This window comes from Providencia sp. PROV061, from assembly GCF_011045655.1.
Lineage (GTDB): Bacteria > Pseudomonadota > Gammaproteobacteria > Enterobacterales > Enterobacteriaceae > Providencia > Providencia hangzhouensis.
This window is the reverse complement of record NZ_CP042861.1, coordinates 1,287,879-1,310,610: the sequence shown is the minus strand read 5'-3', so window position 1 is coordinate 1,310,610 and position 22,732 is coordinate 1,287,879. Positions and strand designations below refer to the sequence as shown.

General features: G+C 41.9%; 21 protein-coding genes and 1 tRNA gene. 11 read left to right on the top strand and 11 right to left on the bottom strand.

Annotated features, from left to right (window positions below):
• Window positions 1-14: 14 nt before the first annotated feature.
• The 6 genes from FVA72_RS05815 to FVA72_RS05790 form a co-directional block, all read right to left on the bottom strand.
• Complete coding sequence (locus FVA72_RS05815) at window positions 15-809, bottom strand: antA/AntB antirepressor family protein (RefSeq protein WP_110592230.1); 795 nt, start codon at window positions 807-809, stop codon at window positions 15-17.
• A 311-nt stretch (window positions 810-1,120) separates the two neighbouring features.
• Entirely contained in the window at window positions 1,121-1,513 is a 393-nt protein-coding gene (locus FVA72_RS05810; protein ID WP_110592232.1) for a hypothetical protein, read from the bottom strand.
• Complete coding sequence (locus FVA72_RS05805) at window positions 1,513-1,731, bottom strand: helix-turn-helix transcriptional regulator (RefSeq protein ID WP_110592233.1); 219 nt, start codon at window positions 1,729-1,731, stop codon at window positions 1,513-1,515. The genes FVA72_RS05810 and FVA72_RS05805 overlap by 1 nt, the downstream gene beginning before the upstream one ends.
• Window positions 1,732-1,851: 120 nt before the next feature.
• Window positions 1,852-2,577: a hypothetical protein gene (locus tag FVA72_RS05800; RefSeq protein WP_110592234.1), complete on the bottom strand. Its 726-nt coding sequence runs from the start codon at window positions 2,575-2,577 to the stop codon at window positions 1,852-1,854.
• Window positions 2,578-2,791: 214 nt separating this feature from the next.
• A complete protein-coding gene (locus FVA72_RS05795; RefSeq protein WP_110592235.1) occupies window positions 2,792-4,003 on the bottom strand; it encodes a tyrosine-type recombinase/integrase in 1,212 nt (403 codons plus the stop codon).
• A gap of 165 nt (window positions 4,004-4,168) precedes the next feature.
• A tRNA-Arg gene (locus FVA72_RS05790) sits at window positions 4,169-4,245 on the bottom strand.
• Between the two features lie 187 nt (window positions 4,246-4,432).
• On the opposite strand from FVA72_RS05790, the gene folD reads away from it, so the two are divergent.
• From folD to fruA, 5 genes are all read left to right on the top strand, one after another.
• Window positions 4,433-5,290 carry a bifunctional methylenetetrahydrofolate dehydrogenase/methenyltetrahydrofolate cyclohydrolase FolD gene (folD, locus tag FVA72_RS05785; protein WP_096863250.1) on the top strand — a complete coding sequence of 286 codons (858 nt, stop codon included), beginning with the start codon at window positions 4,433-4,435 and terminating at the stop codon, window positions 5,288-5,290.
• 18 nt (window positions 5,291-5,308) lie between these two features.
• Window positions 5,309-5,521 (top strand): ribosome-associated protein YbcJ, encoded by a 213-nt coding sequence (gene ybcJ, locus FVA72_RS05780; RefSeq protein WP_094960990.1) that lies wholly within the window; start codon window positions 5,309-5,311, stop codon window positions 5,519-5,521.
• 446 nt (window positions 5,522-5,967) lie between these two features.
• Window positions 5,968-7,128 (top strand): fused PTS fructose transporter subunit IIA/HPr protein, encoded by a 1,161-nt coding sequence (gene fruB, locus FVA72_RS05775; RefSeq protein ID WP_110592236.1) that lies wholly within the window; start codon window positions 5,968-5,970, stop codon window positions 7,126-7,128.
• Window positions 7,125-8,069, top strand: a complete 945-nt coding sequence (gene fruK, locus FVA72_RS05770; protein WP_004260245.1) for a 1-phosphofructokinase — start codon at window positions 7,125-7,127, stop codon at window positions 8,067-8,069. The genes fruB and fruK overlap by 4 nt, the downstream gene beginning before the upstream one ends.
• An 11-nt stretch (window positions 8,070-8,080) precedes the next feature.
• The gene (gene fruA, locus FVA72_RS05765; RefSeq protein ID WP_110592237.1) at window positions 8,081-9,775 is read left to right on the top strand and encodes a PTS fructose transporter subunit IIBC; all 1,695 of its coding nucleotides are present in this window, start codon (window positions 8,081-8,083) and stop codon (window positions 9,773-9,775) included.
• Between the two features lie 54 nt (window positions 9,776-9,829).
• Here the strand turns inward: fruA and FVA72_RS05760 are convergent, their stop codons facing one another.
• Together FVA72_RS05760 and cysS are read right to left on the bottom strand one after the other, a co-directional pair.
• Window positions 9,830-11,023, bottom strand: coding sequence for a protein-tyrosine phosphatase family protein (locus tag FVA72_RS05760; RefSeq protein ID WP_110592238.1), 1,194 nt, complete (start codon window positions 11,021-11,023; stop codon window positions 9,830-9,832).
• 189 nt (window positions 11,024-11,212) lie between these two features.
• Window positions 11,213-12,601, bottom strand: a complete 1,389-nt coding sequence (gene cysS / locus FVA72_RS05755; protein ID WP_110592239.1) for a cysteine--tRNA ligase — start codon at window positions 12,599-12,601, stop codon at window positions 11,213-11,215.
• 266 nt (window positions 12,602-12,867) lie between these two features.
• Between cysS and ppiB the strand changes: the two genes are divergently transcribed.
• The 5 genes from ppiB (at window position 12,868) to FVA72_RS05730 (ending at window position 17,206) form a co-directional block, all read left to right on the top strand.
• Window positions 12,868-13,362 carry a peptidylprolyl isomerase B gene (gene ppiB / locus FVA72_RS05750; protein WP_004260260.1) on the top strand — a complete coding sequence of 165 codons (495 nt, stop codon included), beginning with the start codon at window positions 12,868-12,870 and terminating at the stop codon, window positions 13,360-13,362.
• Window positions 13,363-13,372: 10 nt separating this feature from the next.
• Window positions 13,373-14,098, top strand: a complete 726-nt coding sequence (gene lpxH / locus FVA72_RS05745; protein WP_004260263.1) for a UDP-2,3-diacylglucosamine diphosphatase — start codon at window positions 13,373-13,375, stop codon at window positions 14,096-14,098.
• A 155-nt stretch (window positions 14,099-14,253) separates the two neighbouring features.
• Entirely contained in the window at window positions 14,254-14,769 is a 516-nt protein-coding gene (gene purE, locus FVA72_RS05740; RefSeq protein WP_094960984.1) for a 5-(carboxyamino)imidazole ribonucleotide mutase, read from the top strand.
• Complete coding sequence (purK, locus tag FVA72_RS05735) at window positions 14,769-15,851, top strand: 5-(carboxyamino)imidazole ribonucleotide synthase (RefSeq protein WP_004260270.1); 1,083 nt, start codon at window positions 14,769-14,771, stop codon at window positions 15,849-15,851. The genes purE and purK overlap by 1 nt, the downstream gene beginning before the upstream one ends.
• Window positions 15,852-15,967: 116 nt before the next feature.
• Entirely contained in the window at window positions 15,968-17,206 is a 1,239-nt protein-coding gene (locus tag FVA72_RS05730; protein ID WP_094960983.1) for an MFS transporter, read from the top strand.
• Window positions 17,207-17,332: 126 nt separating this feature from the next.
• Here FVA72_RS05730 and FVA72_RS05725 read toward each other — a convergent pair whose 3' ends face one another.
• The 3 genes from FVA72_RS05725 to ybbA form a co-directional block, all read right to left on the bottom strand.
• The gene (locus FVA72_RS05725) at window positions 17,333-18,703 is read right to left on the bottom strand and encodes an esterase-like activity of phytase family protein (protein ID WP_004260278.1); all 1,371 of its coding nucleotides are present in this window, start codon (window positions 18,701-18,703) and stop codon (window positions 17,333-17,335) included.
• Between the two features lie 245 nt (window positions 18,704-18,948).
• Window positions 18,949-21,396, bottom strand: coding sequence for a putative ABC transporter permease subunit YbbP (gene ybbP / locus FVA72_RS05720; RefSeq protein WP_110592240.1), 2,448 nt, complete (start codon window positions 21,394-21,396; stop codon window positions 18,949-18,951).
• Window positions 21,393-22,079: a putative ABC transporter ATP-binding protein YbbA gene (gene ybbA / locus FVA72_RS05715; RefSeq protein WP_004260298.1), complete on the bottom strand. Its 687-nt coding sequence runs from the start codon at window positions 22,077-22,079 to the stop codon at window positions 21,393-21,395. The genes ybbP and ybbA overlap by 4 nt, the downstream gene beginning before the upstream one ends.
• On the opposite strand from ybbA, the gene tesA reads away from it, so the two are divergent.
• Window positions 22,047-22,688: a multifunctional acyl-CoA thioesterase I/protease I/lysophospholipase L1 gene (gene tesA / locus FVA72_RS05710; RefSeq protein WP_036958279.1), complete on the top strand. Its 642-nt coding sequence runs from the start codon at window positions 22,047-22,049 to the stop codon at window positions 22,686-22,688. The genes ybbA and tesA overlap by 33 nt on opposite strands.
• Window positions 22,689-22,732 lie beyond the last annotated feature (44 nt).

Genomic DNA, 22,732 nt, shown 5'->3' with positions numbered 1-22,732 from the left:
TTGGTAGGCGTTCATTAGTTCGCCTCCAAACGTTGAGCTAACCAACGCTGTGCCAGTTCAGTCAATTGAGCCTTTCTTTGTACTGAGGGCGTATCTATATCAAGGAAAGCACAATTACGAGCTTCTAAATAAGCGAGTAATTTCAATTGATCCGCACTCATGTTATCTCTGATTTCTTTAGACTTAATACCTCTGCTTTTAGCCCATTGAGTAGGATTGATACCAAGTACCAATTTATTGATAAAGCGGGACTCATTGCTATACGCAAAACCTTTTTGGCTGTCGCCTGTGCGCTCAATATAGCCTTTCATCGCCTCGGCCATATTTTTATGATCTTCACATGCAGCAACACGATTTTTGCGCCAGTTTTGCATAGCGGCTTTATGTTCTTCTGGCGCAGCTCTGCGTAGTCGCTCCTCACATTCGATAAAATATTGGCGTGCTAATTTGCCCTGGTCATTACGTTCAACCATAGACAGCTCTTTTCCCATGCTTAGGCTAACAATATAGTCATGCTCGAATTGCTGCCTAAATTTTGTGCTCCCCCGTTTTGGTGAGCTCAAATTTTCCACAACGATATAATCGATATTCTCAATAAAGCCATATTGTTTAATTCGTCCTTTAATCCAGCTCGTATAGTCACGACCAACTTTTAAAAATAAATGTAATTTCCGGCTACTCACTGATTGAATTTCTTTCCCATTAATACAGTTATTAATAACAGGAATTAAATAATCAAATGTGTTCATTAGCTCGTTTTCAGGTTGAGTGAAACCCTGACCAGCTATGGTCATATTTTTATTTTTCATAAGTTTTGCCCTTTTATTTAGTTAATTAAGAGCTGTCGCGACAACATGGGTAGCTTGACTAAATTTGTCTGCAAATACTCGCAAAACCGTACATAAATATAAAAAACATTATTTTGCGTGAATTTGCAGAGATACTGTGATAGTCCTTTTAAACTTAAATAGTCATTTTCAAAAGAGCCATATTTTACCTTTATATCAATAGGATAAATAAGGTTAGAAATAACATTTAGAATACTTTCTTCCCTGATTTTAGGGTTAGAGAAGCCCTGACCTATTACGGTCATTTTATTTTTCATCTTGCTATTTCCTAATTATTCGGTTGGATAAAGCGATAAAATCAAATCTGATTGATGGATAGAAATACCGTTATACCCACCAGCACAAGCTCGACTATTGATAAGATCAATAATCCTCTTTGCATCTTTCTGGTTACGAATACGGTAACGATAATGCGATCCTATTCCATCTGGGTTCGGTTCGTCTGTACGTTCTAATTTAATATTGAGTAATCGTTCAAGCTCAGTTAAATAATTACGGCCAGAGGATAACTGGCACTGTCGTAAAATATCATTTTCAGTGATCCCCTGGTCTGAATATAAAAAACAAATCCATGCTTTATTTTTCTTTGGTGGGTTCTTTGATAGAATAGATGCTGTCGCGTTATCCTGAGAAGCCACCTGTGACGGGTGGTTTTTCTTTTCCATTAAGCCACCTCGCCAGAACGTGACTCAGCTATTTTACTTGCTACCCACTCATCTACTTCTGATTCTATGAAAGCGATAGAACGAGTACCAATTTTTACCGATTGAGGGAATTTTCCTGCATTGATGAGTCTGTATATCCACGCTTTACCATAACCAGTTCGACGCTGAACTTCTGGTAAGCGGATGAGGTTTTCTTTTGAAATTGTTACTGCTGGCATATTGCCCCCTGTTATCTAGTTCTTAATACGCCTTGGTAGACGTTTATTGATTACAGGGGTATTAGAAATAATTCTTAGACTAAAAGCATTGCACGCAAAAAAATAGTTTCCCGTGCAAAATTAATTTATTGATTTATATAATTTATTTGCTTTAGCGAAAATATCATTAATTTTTCGTTCTTTTAACCCTTTTATTCCTAATTCACTCATTCTTATTGCTATGTCACCTTGAGACCATTTTTTAGCATTAGGGGATACTACTGATTTAAGCATTGAAGCGATAACTAATAACAGCTCTTGATTATCATGTAGATCTTCATCTTCAAATTGGCCAGTTAAAATCAACTGAATTTTTTCTAATTCAACCTTAGGTATTACAATCGATTCCCTATTGGCTTTAACTTCACCATCAATAAATAATCTTAGATCATATTCCACACCATAAGCCTGTACCCAAAAACCAGTTTTAAACTCATAGCCTTCTTTAATGCGTTCTAGCACAACCGGGGCAGGCTTCCATAATCCCCATGCTTCTCCAATAATATCCCAAGCTCCACTCCTATCATTTTTTTTCACATTATCAGATAAAAAACCGGCAAACTCTTCATCATTAATATGATATTTAGATGATTGAGATTCTTCGTAAGCTGTTTTTCCATAGGAATATTCAATAGTATCCCCATCAATTGAAAGGAGTTTTACTGAATCCAACTGATTAAAATTAAAACATAGATCTATTTTCCCTGTTTCCCACCAGTGAAAAAAATCATCAATTTCACAATTAAAAAATTTTGCGGCTCTTTCCAAAGGACAATACTCAAAAGGAATTACTTTTTTAGCAGTCAAAACGCCACCTCACGCCCTCTTTTGATAGGAGCTATGCCAGCTAGTAGAGGTGTACTAGTTTTCGGGGATCAGCCTAGGCATAGCTTTATTCTTTATAGTCTACACAAGTCTACTACAGTCTATAATCACTGTCTATTTGTCCAGTTGTGATTATTTTTAGGTACAAAAAAACCAGAACTTTTATTGTCTGGTTATGTATGTGGCTGCAGGTGGATTAAGCACGCTTGAAGTTACCGTGAACAACATTATCCCCGTTCTCTAATGCTCCCATATAATCAGCGTACCATTGAAGCATTTCTCTACGGCCATCAATGTACTGAGCATGGTTATACGTTCCACGAATAGAGTTCTTATCAACGTGTGCTAGCTGTGTCTCAATCCATGCCGTGTTATAGCCTTGTTCGTGTAGGATGGTACTCATTGTGTGCCTGAATCCGTGACCTGTGGCTCTGCCATCATAACCAATACGCTTTATGACCTGATTTATTGCCGCTTCACTCATTGGCTTAGAAGCATCATTCCTGCCATGAAAGATATACTTAAAGCGCCCTGTTAAAGTTTGTATTTCTCTGAATAATTCTAACGCCTGTGTAGAGAGTGGCACCATGTGAGGACGACGCATTTTCATACGCTCTTTTGGAATTTCCCAAATAGCTTTATCAAAATCAATTTCTAGCCATTCAGCAGCCCTAAGCTCAATAGTACGAACACCTGTTATCATTAATAGCTTTGTCGCAATCTGAGTGATCTTACTTCCACTACATACAGATAGTGCCTGTAAAAACTCAGGTAACTCATTAACGTTTAAATGGGGAAAGTGTTTTGCTTTTGGTGTAGACAGTGCGCCAGCTAATTCTGATGCAGGATTATACTCTGCCCGCCCCGTCACAATTGCATAACGGAATACTTGGTTACATGCCTGTCTTATCTTCTTTAGCTTATCCAACACACCACGCTTTTCTAATTTTCTAAGCACCTCTAGCATATCTAGCGGCTTAATTTCCGTAATGCTAGCTTTACCAATATAAGGGAAGATATCTTTCTGGAAGGCTTCTAATAAGTCATCAGCGTAGCCTTGCGACCAATTCGGCTTTTTATAGTCATGCCATTCAAGTGTGATTTTCTCAAAGCTATTATTTACCTGAGACTCTTTTTCTCGCTTTTCGGCTTTCTTTACCAACGATGGATCATCACCTAACGCCAATATGCGCTTGGCTTCTTCTCTTTTCGCCCTAGCTTGTGCGAGTGATATTGATGGATATACACCTAAAGCCAGCCTTTTCTCTTTACCGGCATATCTATATTTCATGCGCCAATACTTAGAGCCATTCGGCGCAATTTCTAAATACATGCCCCCACCGTCAGAAAGTTTATACGCTTTCTCTTTGGGCTTGGAAGTGTCTACTTGTCTGGCTGTTAGCTTCATTTGGGGGCACCAATTTTCATTGAACGGGGTAATACCCCCAATTATGCCCCCACATATATGTAGATTTCAATAGACGTGACTAGACCTTGGAATACTATAGATTCTTGTGAACACTGATTTTATAAGGGTTTTATAGACTGTTGTAGACGTTGAAATACTTGAGAATGGTACGCCCTACAGGATTCGAACCTGTGACCTACGGCTTAGAAGGCCGTTGCTCTATCCAACTGAGCTAAGGGCGCATTGATAATGCAGGCAGCCTATCTGGCTGATGGCGTTGAATTATACGGTTGCTGAGCGCTGAGTCAATGGCTTTTCGCTACTAAAATAACTATATGCTCATTTTATGTAACAGTTTGAACTGACAAGGGCGCTAACTTCTGACAAAATAGAGCCATTACCGTGTCTCATATATGGATTAAGTTACAGATGTTAGCAAAAATTATTGATGGGAAAACGATTGCGCAGACAATTAGGCAGGAAGTTGCCCAAAAAGTACAATTACGTTTAGAACAGGGAAAACGTGCTCCCGGTCTTGCCGTTATTTTAGTCGGCGCTAACCCAGCTTCACAAATCTATGTCGGCAGCAAACGCCGCGCTTGTGAAGAAGTCGGTTTTATTTCACGTTCTTATGATTTACCAGATACAACGACAGAAGCTGAATTACTCAAGCTAATTGATGATTTAAACCAAGATGCTGAAATTGATGGAATTTTAGTTCAATTACCATTACCTGCGGGTATTGATAATGTCAAAGTCATTGAGCGCATTCATCCAGACAAAGACGTTGATGGTTTTCATCCCTATAATGTTGGTCGCTTGTGCCAACGTGCACCACGCCTTCGTCCATGCACTCCCAAAGGGATTGTTACTCTACTTGAGCGTTGCGGTATCAACACTTATGGTTTAAACGCCGTCATTATTGGCGCATCCAACATTGTTGGTCGTCCAATGAGCCTAGAGCTTCTGCTAGCAGGTTGCACCACAACAGTAACGCATCGCTTTACCAAAGATTTAGAACACCATGTTCGCCATGCTGATTTAGTTGTCGTCGCTGTGGGGAAACCCAATTTTATTCCTGGTGAATGGATTAAACCTGGAGCGATTGTGGTCGATGTCGGTATTAATCGTTTAGAGAGCGGCAAAGTCACGGGGGATGTCGATTTTGACGAAGCCGCGAAAAACGCCGCTTGGATAACCCCTGTTCCTGGTGGTGTTGGCCCAATGACTGTTGCAACTTTAATTCAAAATACCCTTCAGGCATGTGAAGAGTACCACGATATTTAATGTAATTTTGGAGTTATCATGGATATATTCAATTTAGATGGCCATCCACACGTCGAACTGTGTGATTTGCTAAAAATTGAAGGCTGGGCTGAAAGCGGAGCAATGGCAAAAGCCATGATTGCAGATGGCTTAGTTGAAGTTGATGGCGTGGTCGAAACACGCAAGCGCTGTAAAATTGTAGCGGGTAAAATCGTTTCAATGGGCAGCGAAAAAATCAAAGTTGTAGAATAGATACAATTAGGTAAGCTGAAAAATTTCAGCTTACCTCCTTTCTAGAATCAACAATGCACTCCCCCTCCCTTTGATTCAAAATATTCTGATTTATTACAAGACTGACAAAGCCATTTTGAAGTTCTAGAAGAATTTTTTCTTTAAATCATTTTTACTGTATTAAGCATTTAAGCAATCAAATATATTGAAAATCTAATTTATTGTTTTATATAAATAAAAACCTTCAGCAACCACTTCAGCTTTAACTTAAAACAGATAAAAAATGCGAAAATCACCCCTTAAAAAAATTTAACTTAGATCTCATTTTTTGTATTTCACATCTTAACTGCATAGACAAGACTAAACGATTCAGCTAATCTTGTTAACGATAACATGATTAACAAATAATCAGGTCCGCTTGCAAGTCTTCTGGCTGATCCGTCTATGAATAATAATCAGGAGAAATTATGTTTAACTTACCAATAAGTGATATCCACCTTGCAGCTGCTGCATCTGATAAAAAAAATGCAATAGAACAAGTCGCTAAGGCATTAGAAAATGCTGGCTATGCAAAAAGCGGTTATGCGCAAGGGATGCTTAACCGAGAAACCCAAGCTCCTACCTTTTTGGGAAATGGCATCGCTATCCCACACGGGACAACAGAGACACGAGACCAAGTGTTGAAAACAGGTTTTGCTGTTTTCCAATTCCCTGATGGTATTGATTGGGGTGATAACCAAACTGCTTATATTGTTATTGGCATTGCCGCTCAATCAAACGAACATCTCGAATTACTTCGTCAATTAACCCATATAATCAGTGATGAACACACAGCGGATGCAATGGCCAAAGCAAACACTCCCGAAGCCTTAAAACAACTTCTAATGGGTGAACGCCAAACTCAACCGGTGAAACTTGATGACTCTATGGTCACCGTTAATGCCAGTGTTGATAATATAAACACATTAAAAATACAGAATATTATTAACCTACAAAACGCCCAAGCTGTTAGCACCGACTTCATTACCCAAGTTCTCACTCAAACACCTTCATATTTAGGTCAAGGTATTTGGTTAAGTGATAGCCCTATTGGAAATATTCAGAATGCAATTGCAATAGCGACCGTAAAAAATCCATTTAACTTTCAAGATAACCCGGTCAACGCCCTAATCACCCTTTCCTATGCCAACTATCAAATAGAGTCTTTTTTAATAAAAATTAATGAGTTATTGAAAAATAAAGAAGTAAATCTAATTTCCGATGATGGTAACGTTAACAGCCTAATTGGTTTATTGCGCAGTGAAAACTCACACGCAGAAAACGAATCATCGGATACGAGTACATCTGGAATCACTCAGGACTTCACCATTCTTAATCCACATGGGTTACATACGCGCCCTAGCACCCAGTTAGTTACCACCATTAAGCAATTCGAAAGCACGATTACCGTCAGTAATCTTGATGGTACTGCAACTCCCGTAAATGGCCGTAGCTTAATGAAAATTGTTAGTTTAGGCGCTAAATGTGGGCACCGTTTACGAATTCACGCAGAAGGCATAGATGCACAAGAAGCCATCGTTACCATCGGTGAGGCAATTAATTCAGGTCTTGGAGAAGAAATCGCATGAGCAGAAGAGTCGCCACTATCACTTTAAACCCCGCCTATGATTTGGTTGGGCTTTTGCCCGATATTCATCGAGGTGATGTGAATTTAGTCAAAACGGCTGGGCTTCATGCCGCTGGAAAAGGCATAAATGTGGCCAAAGTACTTAAAAATTTAGGAATTGATGTCACTGTTGGTGGTTTTTTGGGCAAAGAAAACCAAGATGGTTTCCAAAAAGCTTTCAGCGAAACAGGAATTGCTAACCGCTTTCAAGTTGTTGAAGGGCGCACCCGTATCAATGTGAAACTGACAGAGCACACAGGCGAAGTTACCGATTTTAACTTCTCAGGCTTCAGTGTCACTAAAGCGGACTGGCAACGTTTCGTCACCGACTCACTTAGCTGGGCAGGTCAGTTTGATATGATTTGCGTCAGTGGGAGCTTACCTCAAGGCGTTGATTTAAAAGACTTTACACAATGGATGTTACGCCTTAGAGAACAGTGCATGTGTGTCATTTTTGATAGTAGCCGCGAAGCCTTTGTCGCTGGGCTCAAAGCTTCTCCTTGGTTAGTAAAACCTAATCATCGTGAACTTGAAATTTGGGCAGGCAAACCGCTCCCAACTCATCAAGATATCGTTGATGCTGCGAATCAGCTTCGCCAACAAGGTATTGCGCATGTAGTAGTTTCTTTAGGCGAAAAAGGCGCTATGTGGGTCAATTCATCAGGTGCTTGGTTTGCTAAACCACCTGAATGTGACGTTATTAGTACCGTTGGCGCAGGGGATTCAATGGTTGGTGGATTAATTTATGGGTTAATGATGAGGCAAACAAGTGAGCACACACTACGCTTAGCTACCGCTATCTCCGCGCTCGCAGTCTCTCAACCCAATGTCGGTATCACTGACCGAGCGCAACTTGCACATATGATGACAAAGGTTGACTTACAACCGTTTACGGCTGAATGAGGATAAAAAACATGAAAATATTAATCGCTCCAAGCCACCAGCACGGCCCTGCTATTTGCTGGCTAGCCATCGATGCTTTAAAGAATGTATCTGCCTCACAAAATATCACCTTCACTGAACAACTTACTGATGCAGATGTTGTGATTTGTTTTGATACCGAGTTACCTGAAAATTTTAATTGTGCAGATAAAAAAATCTATTTCGGTCACCCCGATATCGCTGTTAGGCAACCTGCTGAATTCCTAACATCAGCAATTAATGAAGCCGCACTTTGTGAGCAACACATCAGTGAGCCACAACACACGAAATCGTACTCTGTATTAGCCGTTACAGCTTGCCCTACAGGGGTTGCACACACTTATATGTCCGCAGAAGCACTTGAAGCTGAAGCCAAAAAACGCGGCTGGAATATCAAAGTTGAAACCCGTGGTTCTGTCGGGGTTGGGAATGAAATTACGCCAGAAGAAATTGCACAAGCTGACTTAGTCATTGTCGCAGCTGATATCGAAGTCAATGTGGATAAATTTGCGGGGAAACCCATGTACCGCACCTCCACCAGTGCCGCATTGAAGAAAACAGCACAAGAAATGGATAGAGCAGTAAAAGAAGCGAATATATTCACGCCACAAAGCGGAAAAACATCATCGCAAGCGAGTAGATCGACAGAAAAACGTGGAGTGTATAAGCACTTACTTACCGGGGTATCATATATGCTCCCCATGGTTGTCGCTGGGGGATTATGTACTGCGCTTTCATTTGCATTTGGCTTAGATGCATCCAATATAGAAGGATCACTGGCTTGGGCGCTTAGCCTCATTGGCGGGCAAACTGCCCTTGCCTTAATGGTCCCCGTATTATCCGGTTATATCGCCTATTCCATTGCCGACAGAACAGGTTTAACTCCAGGTTTAGTCGGTGGGGTACTTGCAACCACTTTAGGCGCCGGTTTCTTAGGCGGGATCATTTCTGGCTTCCTTGCCGGTTATAGTGCTCACTTTATTAGCACCCGATTAAAATTGCCACAAACTATGGAAGCGTTAAAACCAATTTTAATCGTGCCACTCATTTCCACTTTATTTACGGGTTTAGCCATGATCTATGTTATTGGTCACCCTGTAGCGTGGTTAATGGATTGGCTAACTAACTGGCTAAATACCATGGGGACCACTAATGCAGTGATCTTAGGCGCAATTCTAGGGGCGATGATGTGTACGGATATGGGAGGCCCTGTCAATAAAGCGGCATATGCCTTTGGTGTCGGTCTATTAAGTTCACAAACCTATGCACCAATGGCGGCAATTATGGCGGCGGGAATGGTGCCACCGCTGGCAATGGGCGTTGCAACACTACTAGCACGACATAAGTTTGTACCTGCAGAACGCGAAGCGGGTAAAGCCTCTTTTGTTCTCGGTTTATGTTTTATTTCAGAAGGTGCAATCCCATTTGCCGCCAAAGATCCGATTCGTGTTCTTCCTACTTGCATTATTGGTGGCGCAATAACAGGGGCGCTATCCATGTACTTTGGTATTCAGCTAATGGCACCTCACGGCGGTTTATTTGTGCTGTTAATACCCGGGGCTATTAATCATGTATTAATGTATTTATTCGCGATAGTGGCTGGTACGGTAGTCTCTGGTGTGTTTTATGCCATTGTCAAAAAAGCAACGCCCAAAGAAGCTCAACAAGAAATGGCGAGTATCGCTTAATCACACCAATTTAAGTTTCATTCCCCCCTTAATTGGGGGGTATTTCAATAACTTTTATTGTGCTAATTTTTCAGCATTTAATAATGTTTCAAGTTTAAGCAATTCGTTAAATTGTTCCTTTTTTTGAACCATCTTGCCGCAACCCGTTTTACGCATATCCATAATAATCTCCGGTACGCTCAGTTCATTATTAGGTTTAATTAACTGCATTGCTGCTGCAACTTGCCCTGTTCGACCAACACCAGCGACACAGTGAATGACTGGTAACAATTTATCTTTATCATTGATCGCTCGGCTACCAGCAAATTCATAAAATTGCCTTTTTTCCTCAATCCCAGCTGCCATATACTTAGCTAATTCTTTTAATTCTTCCGTACCTGCGCTTGTTCTGTCAATCCAATTGTCAACATGAACAACTGGAATATTAATGGGTTTCTTATCATAGGTCAGCCTCATACTGTAGTGTTTTACATTTAAACTACCAATTTTACTTGGCTTACCATCACCCGGCTGAATTTCTTTTGTCTTAACTTCCATCCTGCCATACGTACCATTCATCCGAAAATATGGCGGTAACTTTAAATCACGTATATCAGAATTAGACGATAGAATACATAGCATAGGGGTTCTATTCTCATATAACATCTGTAAATGATTCTCTATATTTTTAGGGTATTGTGACCGAATAAATAAATTATCATCACCAACTTTTACCCTATTTGCCGGTAAGCCAATCTGAATACCTTCACTATTCGTGATACAAACTTGCGTTTCTTTAGCCGTTTTAATATCAGAAAAACGAGCGTCAACAACTTCCTCTTTGTCGCAAGAGCATATATTTAGCAGCTTTGTATATGCTTCTAGTTTATTGAATTCATTAATATCTTTTACTGATTGAGTAGCTAGTATTGAAGCAGCAGCACCCAATTCAACCGCTGGGTTTGAATCAACCGTTCTAGAATTAAAAGCATAACGGGGGGCTATAGTTCCATCTTGTTGTATGCTGACTATTTGCCTCGAGAAAATCCCAGTAATCCGATCACAAATAGAAATAATCGTATTAATAATGCGCGCTCTGATAGATGGCGTATTCTGAGGCTTAGGTACGGTGGTATTTTTAATGTGACTCATACTATCCGATATTCTAGCCCTTGCAGATTTACATTCAGTATTAGCGACTTGCTCAAGACTCGTTGTTCGGATTGGGGCGGCTGGTGGTGTATTATTGTCCTTGCGGCTTGATTCCATTTGTTTTTCCTTAGTTAGCAATTAACAGTCTAATCAATCGGTTTAAATTACATATTACGTAACCCGATTATTTCTGACCCATTATGAGAGTTCTTTCAAATTTAGCTAACACCAATAAAAAACCCGCTAACATTACCTAGTGCTGGCAGCGCTAAGTACTGTTAACGGGCTAATTTTTAAATGTAAAACTTACTTACGGCGCCAAATAGTTCCTTGCGCGCTATCTTCAAGCACAATCCCCATGGCAGTAAGTTCATCACGAGCCGCATCCGCTTGCGCCCAATCTTTATTTTGCCGCGCATCTAGGCGTTGTTGAATTAATGCCTCGATTTTTGCCACTTCCGCATCATCTTCAGTTTGTGCGCCGCCTTTTAAAAAGACTTCTGGGTCTTGTTCTAGTAAACCCAGCACGCTTGCTAACTCACGCAATTGTGCAGCCATACCATTTGCTGCTGACATATCTTCTGATTTCAGGCGGTTAACTTCACGAACCATATCAAATAATACCGAATAGGCTTCAGGTGTATTAAAGTCATCATTCATCGCTTCAATGAAACGTGCTTTAAATTCATCACCACCAGCAGGTACGGCTGACTTATCTGTACCACGTAATGCAGTGTACATACGCTCAAGTGCTGAACGTGCCTGCTTCAAATTTTCTTCTGTGTAGTTTAATTGGCTGCGGTAATGGCCTGATAACAGAAAATAACGCACTGTTTCTGCATCGTAATACTCAAGTACGTCACGAATAGTAAAGAAGTTATTGAGAGATTTAGACATTTTCTCTCTGTCTACCATAACCATACCGGAGTGCATCCAGTAGTTCACGTAAGGGCCATCATGAGCACAGGTAGACTGAGCAATTTCATTTTCATGGTGTGGGAACATTAAATCAGAGCCGCCACCGTGAATATCAAAATGGTTGCCTAACGTTTTGCTGTTCATTGCCGAACATTCAATGTGCCAGCCTGGGCGGCCTAAACCCCATGGGGATTCCCAACTTGGTTCGCCTTCTTTAGACATTTTCCACAAGACGAAATCCATTGGATTACGTTTTACATCAGCGACCTCGACGCGAGCACCTGCTTGCAACTGCTCTAAATCTTGGCGAGATAACAGACCATAATTTGGGTCGGTTTTAACTTCAAACATCACATCGCCATTCGCAGCGACATAAGCATGACCACGCTCTATCAAGCTTTGGGTTAATTCAATAATTTCACCAATATGACGCGTTGCTCGTGGTTCGCTATCAGGGCGTAAAATATTTAAGGCATCAAAATCTTTGTGCATTTCAGCCAACATACGCGTTGTTAGCGCTTCGACGCTTTCATTATTTTCTGCTGCACGTTTGATGATTTTATCGTCAATATCGGTGACGTTGCGTACATAATTTAAGTCGTAACCCAAATAACGTAAATAGCGGCTAATTGCATCAAATGCCACAAATGTACGGCCGTGGCCGATATGACACAAGTCGTAGATAGTGATGCCACACACATACATCCCAATCTTCCCTGCGTGGATGGGCTTAAACTCTTCTTTTTGACGACTTAGTGTATTAAAAATTTGTAGCATCTGAACTTTTCCATTTATTTGAAAAATGATTATCGATTTCTACCGATAAAATATCATGTTATTGAACCCCGATCACCTTAAGAATGCAAGGGTTTACCCGCTTCCTTTTCAGTTTATTGATTAGGTTTAATACACATCTATTATGCTATAAACGGTCGACTACGCTTCCTTCCGCTTCAAGTCAGGTTTTATCTGTGATATAAACGTGCTGATCTCAACGCTTTCGCAAGTTAGCGCACAAAAAACAATTATTCAGGATAGCTATTATGGTTACATTTCATACCAATCACGGTGACATTGTTATCAAAACGTTTGACGATAAAGCACCCGTTACAGTCGAAAACTTTTTAACTTACTGCCGTGAAGGTTTTTACAATAATACCATTTTCCATCGTGTTATTAATGGTTTCATGATCCAAGGCGGTGGTTTTGAGCCAGGAATGGAACAAAAAAACACTAAAGCGCCTATTAAAAACGAAGCAAACAACGGTTTAAAAAATACCCGTGGTACTTTGGCAATGGCTCGTACTAACGACCCTCATTCAGCAACAGCACAATTCTTTATCAACGTTGTTGACAACGACTTCTTGAACTTCCGTTCAGAGCGTCCAGATGGCTGGGGCTACTGTGTATTTGCTGAAGTCGTTGAAGGCATGGATGTTGTTGACAAAATCAAAGGTGTTTCAACTGGCCGCAGCGGGTTCCACCAAGACGTTCCACGCGAAGACGTCATCATTGAAAAAGTGACTGTCAGCGAGTAAACCTGAACGCATGTCCACTTACATCATTGCAGATTTGCATTTGAGTGAAGATGAACCGGCGATCACCGCCGGTTTTATTAATTTTATTCAACAGCAAGCCATCCATGCCGAAAGCCTATATATTCTCGGTGATTTTTTTAATTATTGGGTGGGCGATGATGATAACAATCCGCTACATCAACAAGTTGCCAACGAACTCAAACAACTCACTGACCGTGGAATTCCCTGCTATTTCATTCATGGAAATCGGGATTTTTTAATCGGTCAACGCTATGCGAAACAGTGTGGCATGACCATTCTCCCGCAGGAAACATTGCTCGAACTTTACGGCAAGCGCATTTTAATTCTGCATGGTGATACATTATGTATTGACGATGCTGCCTATCAAAATTACCGTAAAAAAGTTCATACCCCTTGGGTTCAACGGCTGTTTTTGTTACTCCCTCTTTTTGTGCGTCGCCGTATCGCGCAAAAAATGCGCCAAAATAGCCAGTATGCAAGCAGCATGAAAGCCGAGTCGATTATGGACGTCAATTCACAAGCCGTTATTGATGCATTACAAAGGCACCAAGCGCAATGGATGATCCATGGTCATACTCACCGCCCTGCTATTCATGAAGTAAATATTGGAGGCAAGTTGCATTATCGGGGTGTATTAGGTGCTTGGCACTATGAAGGTTCCGCCTTTGTAATAAACGAGCAAGGTATTGAACTGATTTTCTTTCCTTTCGAGTAATTTTGCCTAACGAACCATTTTTAATATATCGCCACAACTGTTTGCTCACTTATTAATCACGCAAACGTTTTCCTTGCTGCTTTACCATGATATGATCGAGACAATTCAATTTCCCACCTCAGGGTGATGTTTTTTTCAATACAGGAAAGCACCAAATGACTGCCCAAGTTCCTGCTCAATCTGCGGCAAAAATCGCCATTGTTATGGGTTCGAAAAGTGATTGGACGACAATGCAGCACGCAGCTGATGTATTAACTGAACTCCAAATCCCTTTTCACGTCGAAATCGTCTCTGCACATCGCACCCCGGATAAATTATTTTCCTTTGCTGAAAATGCGAAAAAAAATGGGTTTGATGTGATTATTGCAGGTGCTGGAGGTGCTGCTCACTTACCAGGAATGATCGCCGCTAAAACATTAGTCCCTGTTTTTGGTGTTCCTGTACAAAGCGCTGCATTAAGTGGTGTTGACAGCCTATATTCTATCGTGCAAATGCCTAAAGGTATCCCTGTAGGCACACTAGCCATCGGCAAAGCAGGTGCCGCAAATGCAGCACTTTTAGCCGCTCAAGTATTAGCAATAAGTGATACTGCTATTTTCAACCGCCTCTCAGCGTGGCGAGAAGCCCAAACCAATGATGTGCTAAACAACCCAGACCCGAGGGAAGCATAATGAAACCCGTTTGTGTGCTTGGTAATGGCCAACTCGGCCGCATGCTGCGTCAAGCGGGTGAGCCATTAGGCATTGCTGTTTTTCCTGTAGGGCTTGATGCAGAACCTGAAGCGGTTCCTTATCAGCAAAGCGTCATCACCGCTGAAATTGAACGTTGGCCAGAAACCCCGCTAACAAAAGAATTAGCTCGCCATAATGCCTTTATTAACCGTGATATTTTTCCACGTTTAGCTGATAGGTTTCCACAAAAAAGCTTATTTGATAGCTTACAACTTTCTACTGCACCTTGGGCATTATTAGAATCCCCTGAACAATGGCCTGAGCTGTTTGCCACACTCGGTGAGTTTCTCATTGTAAAACGCAGAACTGGTGGCTATGACGGGCGAGGTCAATGGCGTGTTCGCCCTGGTGATGAAAAAGACCTGCCTGCTGAAATTTATGGTGAATGCATCGTTGAACAAGGTATCCCTTTTGACGCGGAAGTGTCTGTCATTGGTGCCCGAAATGCAGCGGGGGAATCCGTTTTTTACCCGATCACCCATAATTTACACCAAGAAGGCATTTTGCGTACCAGTGTGGCCTTCCCTAAGTCAACTAATCCGCAGCAAGAACAAGCTCAAGCCATGCTCAGCGCAGTGATGGATGAACTTGGTTATATCGGTGTGATGGCAATGGAATGCTTTGTCGTGGGCAATAACTTGCTGATTAACGAAATTGCTCCTCGAGTACATAATAGCGGCCATTGGACACAAAATGGCGCATCCATTAGCCAGTTTGAGTTACATTTACGTGCTATTTTAAACCTGCCAATGCCATCTCCAGAGGTATATAGCCCTGCCGTGATGGTCAATTTAATCGGCACTGATGTAAATATAGACTGGCTGAGCTTACCCCTCGTTCACCTTCACTGGTATGAAAAAGAGGTACGCCCTGCCCGAAAAGTGGGTCATTTAAACCTTTCCCATCGTGACTGCCACCAATTATCTGCCACACTGGCGGCTTTGATCCCACTTTTGCCAAATGAGTACAAAAGTGGCATTGAGTGGGCAAATGCAAAATTAGACTGGTACTCTCATCAATAAATAGGGAAAATAGCCCGATTCGATGCCCGAAACTATTTTCGGGCATTATGCTATTTTCGCCGTCATCCAGAAAACAAATATCCTGATTTAAGGTGTGCGGCATTACTGGAGTCAATATGTCCTCGCAGACTTTTAGTCCGTTTTATCAGTGGTGCATTCTTATTCTGTTAGGGCTGGTTTATTTTTTAGCCACCGCGACAACCTTTACCTCTCTTGGCGTGGTTTTACCTGAGATGATTAGTGAGCTCAAATGGAGCTGGAGTGAGGCTGGTTTTGGTTTTACGCTACTGGGTTTAACTTGCGGGCTAGCGAGTTTTCTCCCGTCTCTGTTAATCCGCAAAGTGGGTGTACGAGCCACTTTATTGCTAGGCACCAGTGTCTTTGTTGCTGGCTTTTATAGCCTTTATTCCACACAAGCCATCAGCACCTATTTTTTAGGTACTGCATTGATTGGTATTGGTTTCACCTTACTCGCCACGGTTCCGGGGACTTATGTACTTTCGCGGCTATTTGAAAAACAATCCCTTGCCTTTGGGTTATATTTCACCATCGGGGGCTTGGGGGGTGTTGCAGGCCCTTGGATTTACTTTTACGCATCAAACCAATTAGGCTCATGGCGTATGCATTGGGTTCTATGTGCCGTTTATCTTAGCATTGTCACGTTAATCACAATTTTTATGCTACGAGAAGGTAAAAAAGAGCAAGAGCACGCAAAAAAGGTGATGCAAAAACAAGTTAGTGACGCAAGTAAACCTATTTATCGCACTGCAGAAGTATGGACGGTCGGCAGAGCACTACGTACATGGCAGTTCTACTTGATTGCTGCAACTTATACCTCGTTTTTATGGTGTGGTATCACCGTTAACAGTTTTGCTGTCGCCCATATTGAAGAGCGCGGCTTTGGCATGACAGTGGCGGTTTCGTTATTAAGCACAATGGCATTTGTGAATGCATTCTCAAGGTTTATTGGTGGAGCCGCAGGCGAATGGTTAGAACCGAAGAAACTATTAATCGGTAGCCTAATTATCATGGTATTAGGTGTCATTTTCCTCAGTATTGCCACCTCATGGCTTTGGCTTATTTTATTTGTGTTATGCGTTGGTATTGGCTACGGCATGACCTTTTTGGCATCCAGTGTTTTACTGTCAAATTATTTCGGCCGAGGCCCATACTTAGAACTATTCTCTGTCGTAAATTTAATTTCAACGGTTGCCTGCTTAGCGCCTTTTATTGCGGGTGCAATAAAAGATTTCACAGGAAGTTTCACCCCTGCTTTTTTGGTTATCGCGGCTCCCGTTGTGGTTATTTTATTCCTTACTTTGATGATGAAGCCCCCTGCTCTCAATCACAAATAAAAAATCCCGAGTGATTAGCTCGGGAAAATTAAAACCAAAGGGAAAACAAGCTTAAGACCAGATATTGGATCAAAACATACTGCTTATTTGCGCCACCGAAAAAATTAAATGGTGGCGCAAAATCAATTACGGTTTTAACAACTCAGGGACGTTTAATAAGATAAACTCATTATCATCCGCTTTATTTGGCTCACGGCTAGATGAAAACGGATAATTATTATCATTACCAACAATAATGTGTTCACTATCAACCACATCCACGTTTTCAATAGTGAAGAATGGGAAAGTAAACACTCCGTCATTAAGCGGTTTTCTTGCCATATTGTTCGGGTCTTTGATATTCATTAAATCAATATAAGCCTGCTTATCTACTGGTTTACCTATATTGTTATCTGAAAATTCAATACGATAAACACGCTTGAATTTAGCTAAATTACTAAAGCAATTTTCAGTATTACTGCTTCCCGCCGTGCAGGCTTTATCTGCTGTACCTTCACCATTATCACGCTCAATGATTAGGCCGTGGGTATCATCAATTAAGTTAAAGTCACCAATGGCATTCTGATTGTCTTCAAAGACATACAACCAGCTTCTGCCTGTCCAATTTTGTTTTTTCACATCAAACTCAAGAATACGTGCTGCGCGTTTGCCATCAACATGTTCATAATCTTGTTTGTCATCAAGCCAAATCGCCCCTTCTAGCATTGGGTAGAGCTTAGAACCGTCTGGCGATGACGCCATACCTTCAAAACCTTTTGAACGGTTGACTTGGAAATTCACTTTATCTGCGGGTTTACCCGGTGTTGTGATTTGGTAGTGATCAGGAGAAACGACTTTCTTTCCATCTACTTGTGTCTCAAATAAAGCTAATACTTTGCCATCCAAATCCATTTTGATTAGGTAAGGGCCAAACTCATCGCCAACCCATAGAGCACCACCCGCAAATTGAAAACTTTCAGGGTCAAAATCACTGCCTGTTAAATAGCGTTCTTTTGTGCTCTCATTCGTAATATGAAAAGGGATAATTTTATCGGGGTCATGGAAGAAAACCGTTTTTAATGGCGTTGTATTACCTGATTGAAAATCAATATCATATTGAGTGACATACAACATCGAATCAGGAGAATTGGCTTTGTTGCCGAATCCATTATCAGTTAAAACCCAGTAAGTGCCATCCGCCATACGTTTAATACCCGAGTGCCCTTGACGTGGCTGGCCTTTGATTGGAATGTACATTCCTGTTGGGCGATCTGCGGATTTACCTTCCACTTTCCCCAAACTATCAACACGAACGCCAGTGGTAAATTTACCGCTCACTTGCATGTCTGAAGGTGCACCTTCGGGGGAAGAAACCGTTGAATTAACAGGAAGAATGGAGTGACCCGCTAACGTTGCTGGCACTTCTTGTTGTGCAAACCCGGTGATGCTAAATGAAATTAAACCAGCCAATAAAGATAACGAGCCCAGTTTACGTTTAATCGAATGGTTATTCTGCATTGTTATGTTTCCATTTTAAGGCTATCAATAATTGATGGCGGAATCATAACGTCGATGAATGAAGCTTTTATGAAGGATTGGAGACAGTTATTTTACTGAAAAACAGGTTGTTTTTAGAATATTCAATAAATAGTGGTATTAAGGTATTTCCCTAATACCACCATATTCTAAATAACTCGAGTTGCATGTAGATCAACCTATCTAAGCGCAGTCAATGACCATGCAACTCGAAGTATGACGAGCATTTAACTATTAGGTAAACGACGGTGCTGACTCCCCGTCCCTAATAAACGCAGTCCTAACCAACTACCACAAATAGACAATAGAATTGCCGCGCACAAAGGCAATAATACCCACATACGCCATTCTGGCTGCCAAGGGAAGTCAAACACTTTACTTTGCAACAACCATAATGCAATTTCTGCCCCAAATGCCGCCGCAAGCCCTGCCATTAAGCCAAGTAATGCAAATTCGCTCCATAATGTTCTACGCATTAACTTTTTGCTGGCGCCTAACGTTCGGTATACCACAAGCTCCCGCTCTCGCTGGCTCATTCCCACTTGAATTTGTGCCAACAGCAGTAACAAGCCACAGAAAATAACCAATACCACCATCACTTCTAAGGCTTGGCTCACTTGCTGAAGAATTTGCTGAATTTGGGTGATAATTGCACCAGTATCGAGCACATTAATGGTTGGATAATGGCGGCTAAGTTGCGTTAATAGCTGCCCATCACCTTCATAGTGGAAGCTGCTCAGCCAAGTAGCCGGCATTTGAGACAGACTTTCTTCAGAGAAAATAAAATAGAAGTTCGGTCGCAGGCTTTCCCAATCAACCGTACGAATACTACTGACTGTTGCACTAAAGACCTGAGCCCCTGCGCTAAATGTAAGTTTATCGCCTAATTTCAACCCGAGTTCTTTAACGACCGTTTGTTCAATTGAGACTTCTCCCGCTTTCGGTGGCCATGTCCCTTCATCAACCACATTGGCTGGCGCTAAATCAGATTGCCAAGTTAAGCTCAATTCACGTCGTACCGTATTATTATTTGGATCACGTTGATCCGCCCACTCAATCGCTGACTGGTCATTAATATCGGTTAAACGCGCTAACACCACAGGGTTGAACTCTGTGGGTTTCACGTCAAACTCAGCTAATAGCTTGGTAACAGGCTCAAGCTGTGACTGGTTCATATTAATCAAGAAATAATTCGGGCTATCTGCGGGTAATTGCTGCTGCCAACGGTCAAGCAAATCACCACGCACTAAAATCAGCAGCGCCAATAACATAAATGACAACGAAAAAGCACTCATTTGTGTGATGGTTTGCAACGGCTGGCGCAATAGACGGCTAACAGATAAACGCAAGCTTAATTGACGGAACTTAATATGGCGTAGCCCCCATAAGCCTACCCAACCAATCAGCGCAAGTAGAACGGCAACCACGACAATACCCGCCAAAATTGACCACAGCAGAGGGTTAACGCCAGCAAACACAAATAAGCCGCCAACCACAATTAAAATAACAATCGGCAGATAGTAATATAGCGGCCAAACGGGTGATTTGGCATCTTCACGTAATACTCTAGAAGGCTGAGTTGCCATCAGCTGGTAATAGGGACGGCTGCCAACAATAATCGCAATAATAAATAATGTACCAATCGCCCAAACCCAAGGCATCAAACTCGCAGGCGGCAATTCCTTCGGCAACATAGCCCCTAAGATTTGCATTAAAATGCCTTCAAAAGCCAAACCTAATAATGAGCCGAGTAAAGCCGCAGCGGTTAAAATCACTAACCACTGCCCAATAATCCACTGACGTAATGCGCTACGCCCTGCGCCTAGAGTTTTTAATACTGCGATTAGTTGATGACGGCTGCGGCAATAATGCGTCATTGAAACCACGACCGCAGCAATGGCTAGCAGCAGGGTTAATAAAACTGACAACAATAAAAATTGTTGAGCACGTTGAAACGTTTTCCCTACTGCGCCGTTATCTTCGCTTAATGTATACCAACGTTGATCATTTCGCAGATCTTGCTCATATTTTTGTTGAAATGCATCAATAAGCTGGCGATCGCCGGCAAACATGTCGCGATAAGTTAACCGGCTACCTAATTGAATTGCTCCCGTTAATGGTGCATCTTCAATTGCTATCAATACTCTTGGGGCAATCTGGAACGGGTTAAAACCGCTGTCAGGCTCTTGAATTAGTTTACCCGAAACTTTTAGCGTCGCATCTCCGATATCAATGTTATCCCCTACATTGAGGTTCAATAATTCTAATAACCGTGGTGCGACTAGTATCTCCCCTTTTGTCGGGATTAACCCAGCCGGTTCTGTGATGAGCTCGCCATATAATGGATATGCCTTATCCGCTGCTTTCACTAACACCAGTTGTGGCCGAGCGTCTTCATCTTCTGTCGCATAAGCCATAGTAGAAAATGATATTTGTTGGCTTAACGTTAAACCCTCTTTTTGGGCCTCTTGTAACCATGCTGGGTCGCTTGGATGAGAAGATCGTAAAACTAAGTCACCCGCTAATAGCTCACGGCTTTGGTAACTCATGCTATTTTCAATGCGATCGCTAATTCGCCCTAAAGCCAGTACACAAGCAACAGCAAGGGTGAGTGCAAGCCAAACAATCAGTAACGAGGGGGTTTTCCATTCACGCCAAAACCAACGCCAAATCATGCTTCTTCCCTCAACTGCCCATCGACCAAGCGCAAACGGCGTTGGCAGCGCGCAGCCAGCTCGTTATCGTGAGTCACTAAAATAAGGGTCGTCCCGTGCTGTTTATTCATATCAAACAGTAAATCTGCAATTTTATCCCCTGTGTGGCGATCGAGATTTCCCGTTGGTTCATCAGCAAATAAAATCTGTGGGCGGCCATTAAAGGCACGAGCAAGTGCAACACGCTGTTGCTCACCCCCTGACAACTGTGGTGGCATATGTTTTAGGCGATCTTTTAAGCCTAAATCCGTCAGTAAACTCGCCGCGTGTTGATAACTTTCAGACTCAGATTCGCCACGTAACAAAGAAGGAAGTTGTACATTTTCAATGGCATTTAAGGTTGGGATCAACATAAAGGATTGGAACACAAAACCGACACTTTGTGCCCGTAAGCGTGCCCGCTGCTCTTCGTCCATTTTAGTGAGGTCTTGACCTAATAAATTAACCGTTCCACTGGAACCGTCATCCAACCCCGCAATAATCCCTAGCAAGGTTGATTTCCCCGAACCTGACTCCCCAATTAAAGCAATTGTTTGCCCGGACTCGACAATTAGCTCAACACCTTGCAATATAGTCAGTTCATGTTCACCTTGACCAACACGTTTAATGAGATGATGAACTTCAAGAATATTATTCGCCGACATATATTGGTATTTCTCCTGTTACTGACTGCAAGTGGGCACGCACTTGCGTCAACTAAGCTATTAATCTTAGGTGATAGCCTAAGTGCAGGCTACCGTTTACCGGCTGAGCAGGCTTGGGCCTCCTTGCTTGCCGAACGTTGGCAGAAACTTTCCCCACCCGTTGCTATTGTTAACGGTAGTATTAGTGGGAATACCTCTGCACAGGGGTTAGAACGCCTTTCCGTTTTACTCGAACAAAACAAACCTAACTGGGTATTGATCGAATTAGGTGCAAATGATGGCTTACAAGGTCTCCCAGTTGAACAACTCGAAGCTAATTTACAGCAAATTATCGATCAAATCGTGCAATCCGGTGCGAAACCGCTCTTAATGCAAATTCGCATTCCACCTAACTATGGAAAACGTTATACGACAAGTTTCGAAAAAGTCTATCCGAAATTGGCGCAAAGTAATCAAATCCCATTACTGCCGTTTTATATGGAAACCGTGATAACTAAGCCTGAATGGATACAACAAGATGGTATTCACCCTACCGTTGAAGCCCAGCCATCCATTGCTGATTTTATGGAAAAACAGCTTTTCGAACATATTTTACCGTCTAGCAAATAAAACAGACGTTAAACAAGGGTACTAAAACGCTCTTTTATACCCGA

Coding starts and splice junctions, on each gene's coding strand:
- ybbA (WP_004260298.1), bottom strand. CDS start 22,079: ATGTCGGCGAATAATATTCTTGAAGTTCATCATCTCATTAAACGTGTT.
- purK (WP_004260270.1), top strand. CDS start 14,769: ATGAAACCCGTTTGTGTGCTTGGTAATGGCCAACTCGGCCGCATGCTG.
- tesA (WP_036958279.1), top strand. CDS start 22,047: ATGATGAACTTCAAGAATATTATTCGCCGACATATATTGGTATTTCTC.
- ppiB (WP_004260260.1), top strand. CDS start 12,868: ATGGTTACATTTCATACCAATCACGGTGACATTGTTATCAAAACGTTT.
- lpxH (WP_004260263.1), top strand. CDS start 13,373: ATGTCCACTTACATCATTGCAGATTTGCATTTGAGTGAAGATGAACCG.
- fruB (WP_110592236.1), top strand. CDS start 5,968: ATGTTTAACTTACCAATAAGTGATATCCACCTTGCAGCTGCTGCATCT.
- fruK (WP_004260245.1), top strand. CDS start 7,125: ATGAGCAGAAGAGTCGCCACTATCACTTTAAACCCCGCCTATGATTTG.
- FVA72_RS05725 (WP_004260278.1), bottom strand. CDS start 18,703: ATGCAGAATAACCATTCGATTAAACGTAAACTGGGCTCGTTATCTTTA.
- FVA72_RS05760 (WP_110592238.1), bottom strand. CDS start 11,023: ATGGAATCAAGCCGCAAGGACAATAATACACCACCAGCCGCCCCAATC.
- cysS (WP_110592239.1), bottom strand. CDS start 12,601: ATGCTACAAATTTTTAATACACTAAGTCGTCAAAAAGAAGAGTTTAAG.
- purE (WP_094960984.1), top strand. CDS start 14,254: ATGACTGCCCAAGTTCCTGCTCAATCTGCGGCAAAAATCGCCATTGTT.
- ybbP (WP_110592240.1), bottom strand. CDS start 21,396: ATGATTTGGCGTTGGTTTTGGCGTGAATGGAAAACCCCCTCGTTACTG.
- FVA72_RS05810 (WP_110592232.1), bottom strand. CDS start 1,513: ATGGAAAAGAAAAACCACCCGTCACAGGTGGCTTCTCAGGATAACGCG.
- FVA72_RS05795 (WP_110592235.1), bottom strand. CDS start 4,003: ATGAAGCTAACAGCCAGACAAGTAGACACTTCCAAGCCCAAAGAGAAA.
- ybcJ (WP_094960990.1), top strand. CDS start 5,309: ATGGATATATTCAATTTAGATGGCCATCCACACGTCGAACTGTGTGAT.
- FVA72_RS05805 (WP_110592233.1), bottom strand. CDS start 1,731: ATGCCAGCAGTAACAATTTCAAAAGAAAACCTCATCCGCTTACCAGAA.
- fruA (WP_110592237.1), top strand. CDS start 8,081: ATGAAAATATTAATCGCTCCAAGCCACCAGCACGGCCCTGCTATTTGC.
- FVA72_RS05815 (WP_110592230.1), bottom strand. CDS start 809: ATGAAAAATAAAAATATGACCATAGCTGGTCAGGGTTTCACTCAACCT.
- folD (WP_096863250.1), top strand. CDS start 4,433: ATGTTAGCAAAAATTATTGATGGGAAAACGATTGCGCAGACAATTAGG.
- FVA72_RS05730 (WP_094960983.1), top strand. CDS start 15,968: ATGTCCTCGCAGACTTTTAGTCCGTTTTATCAGTGGTGCATTCTTATT.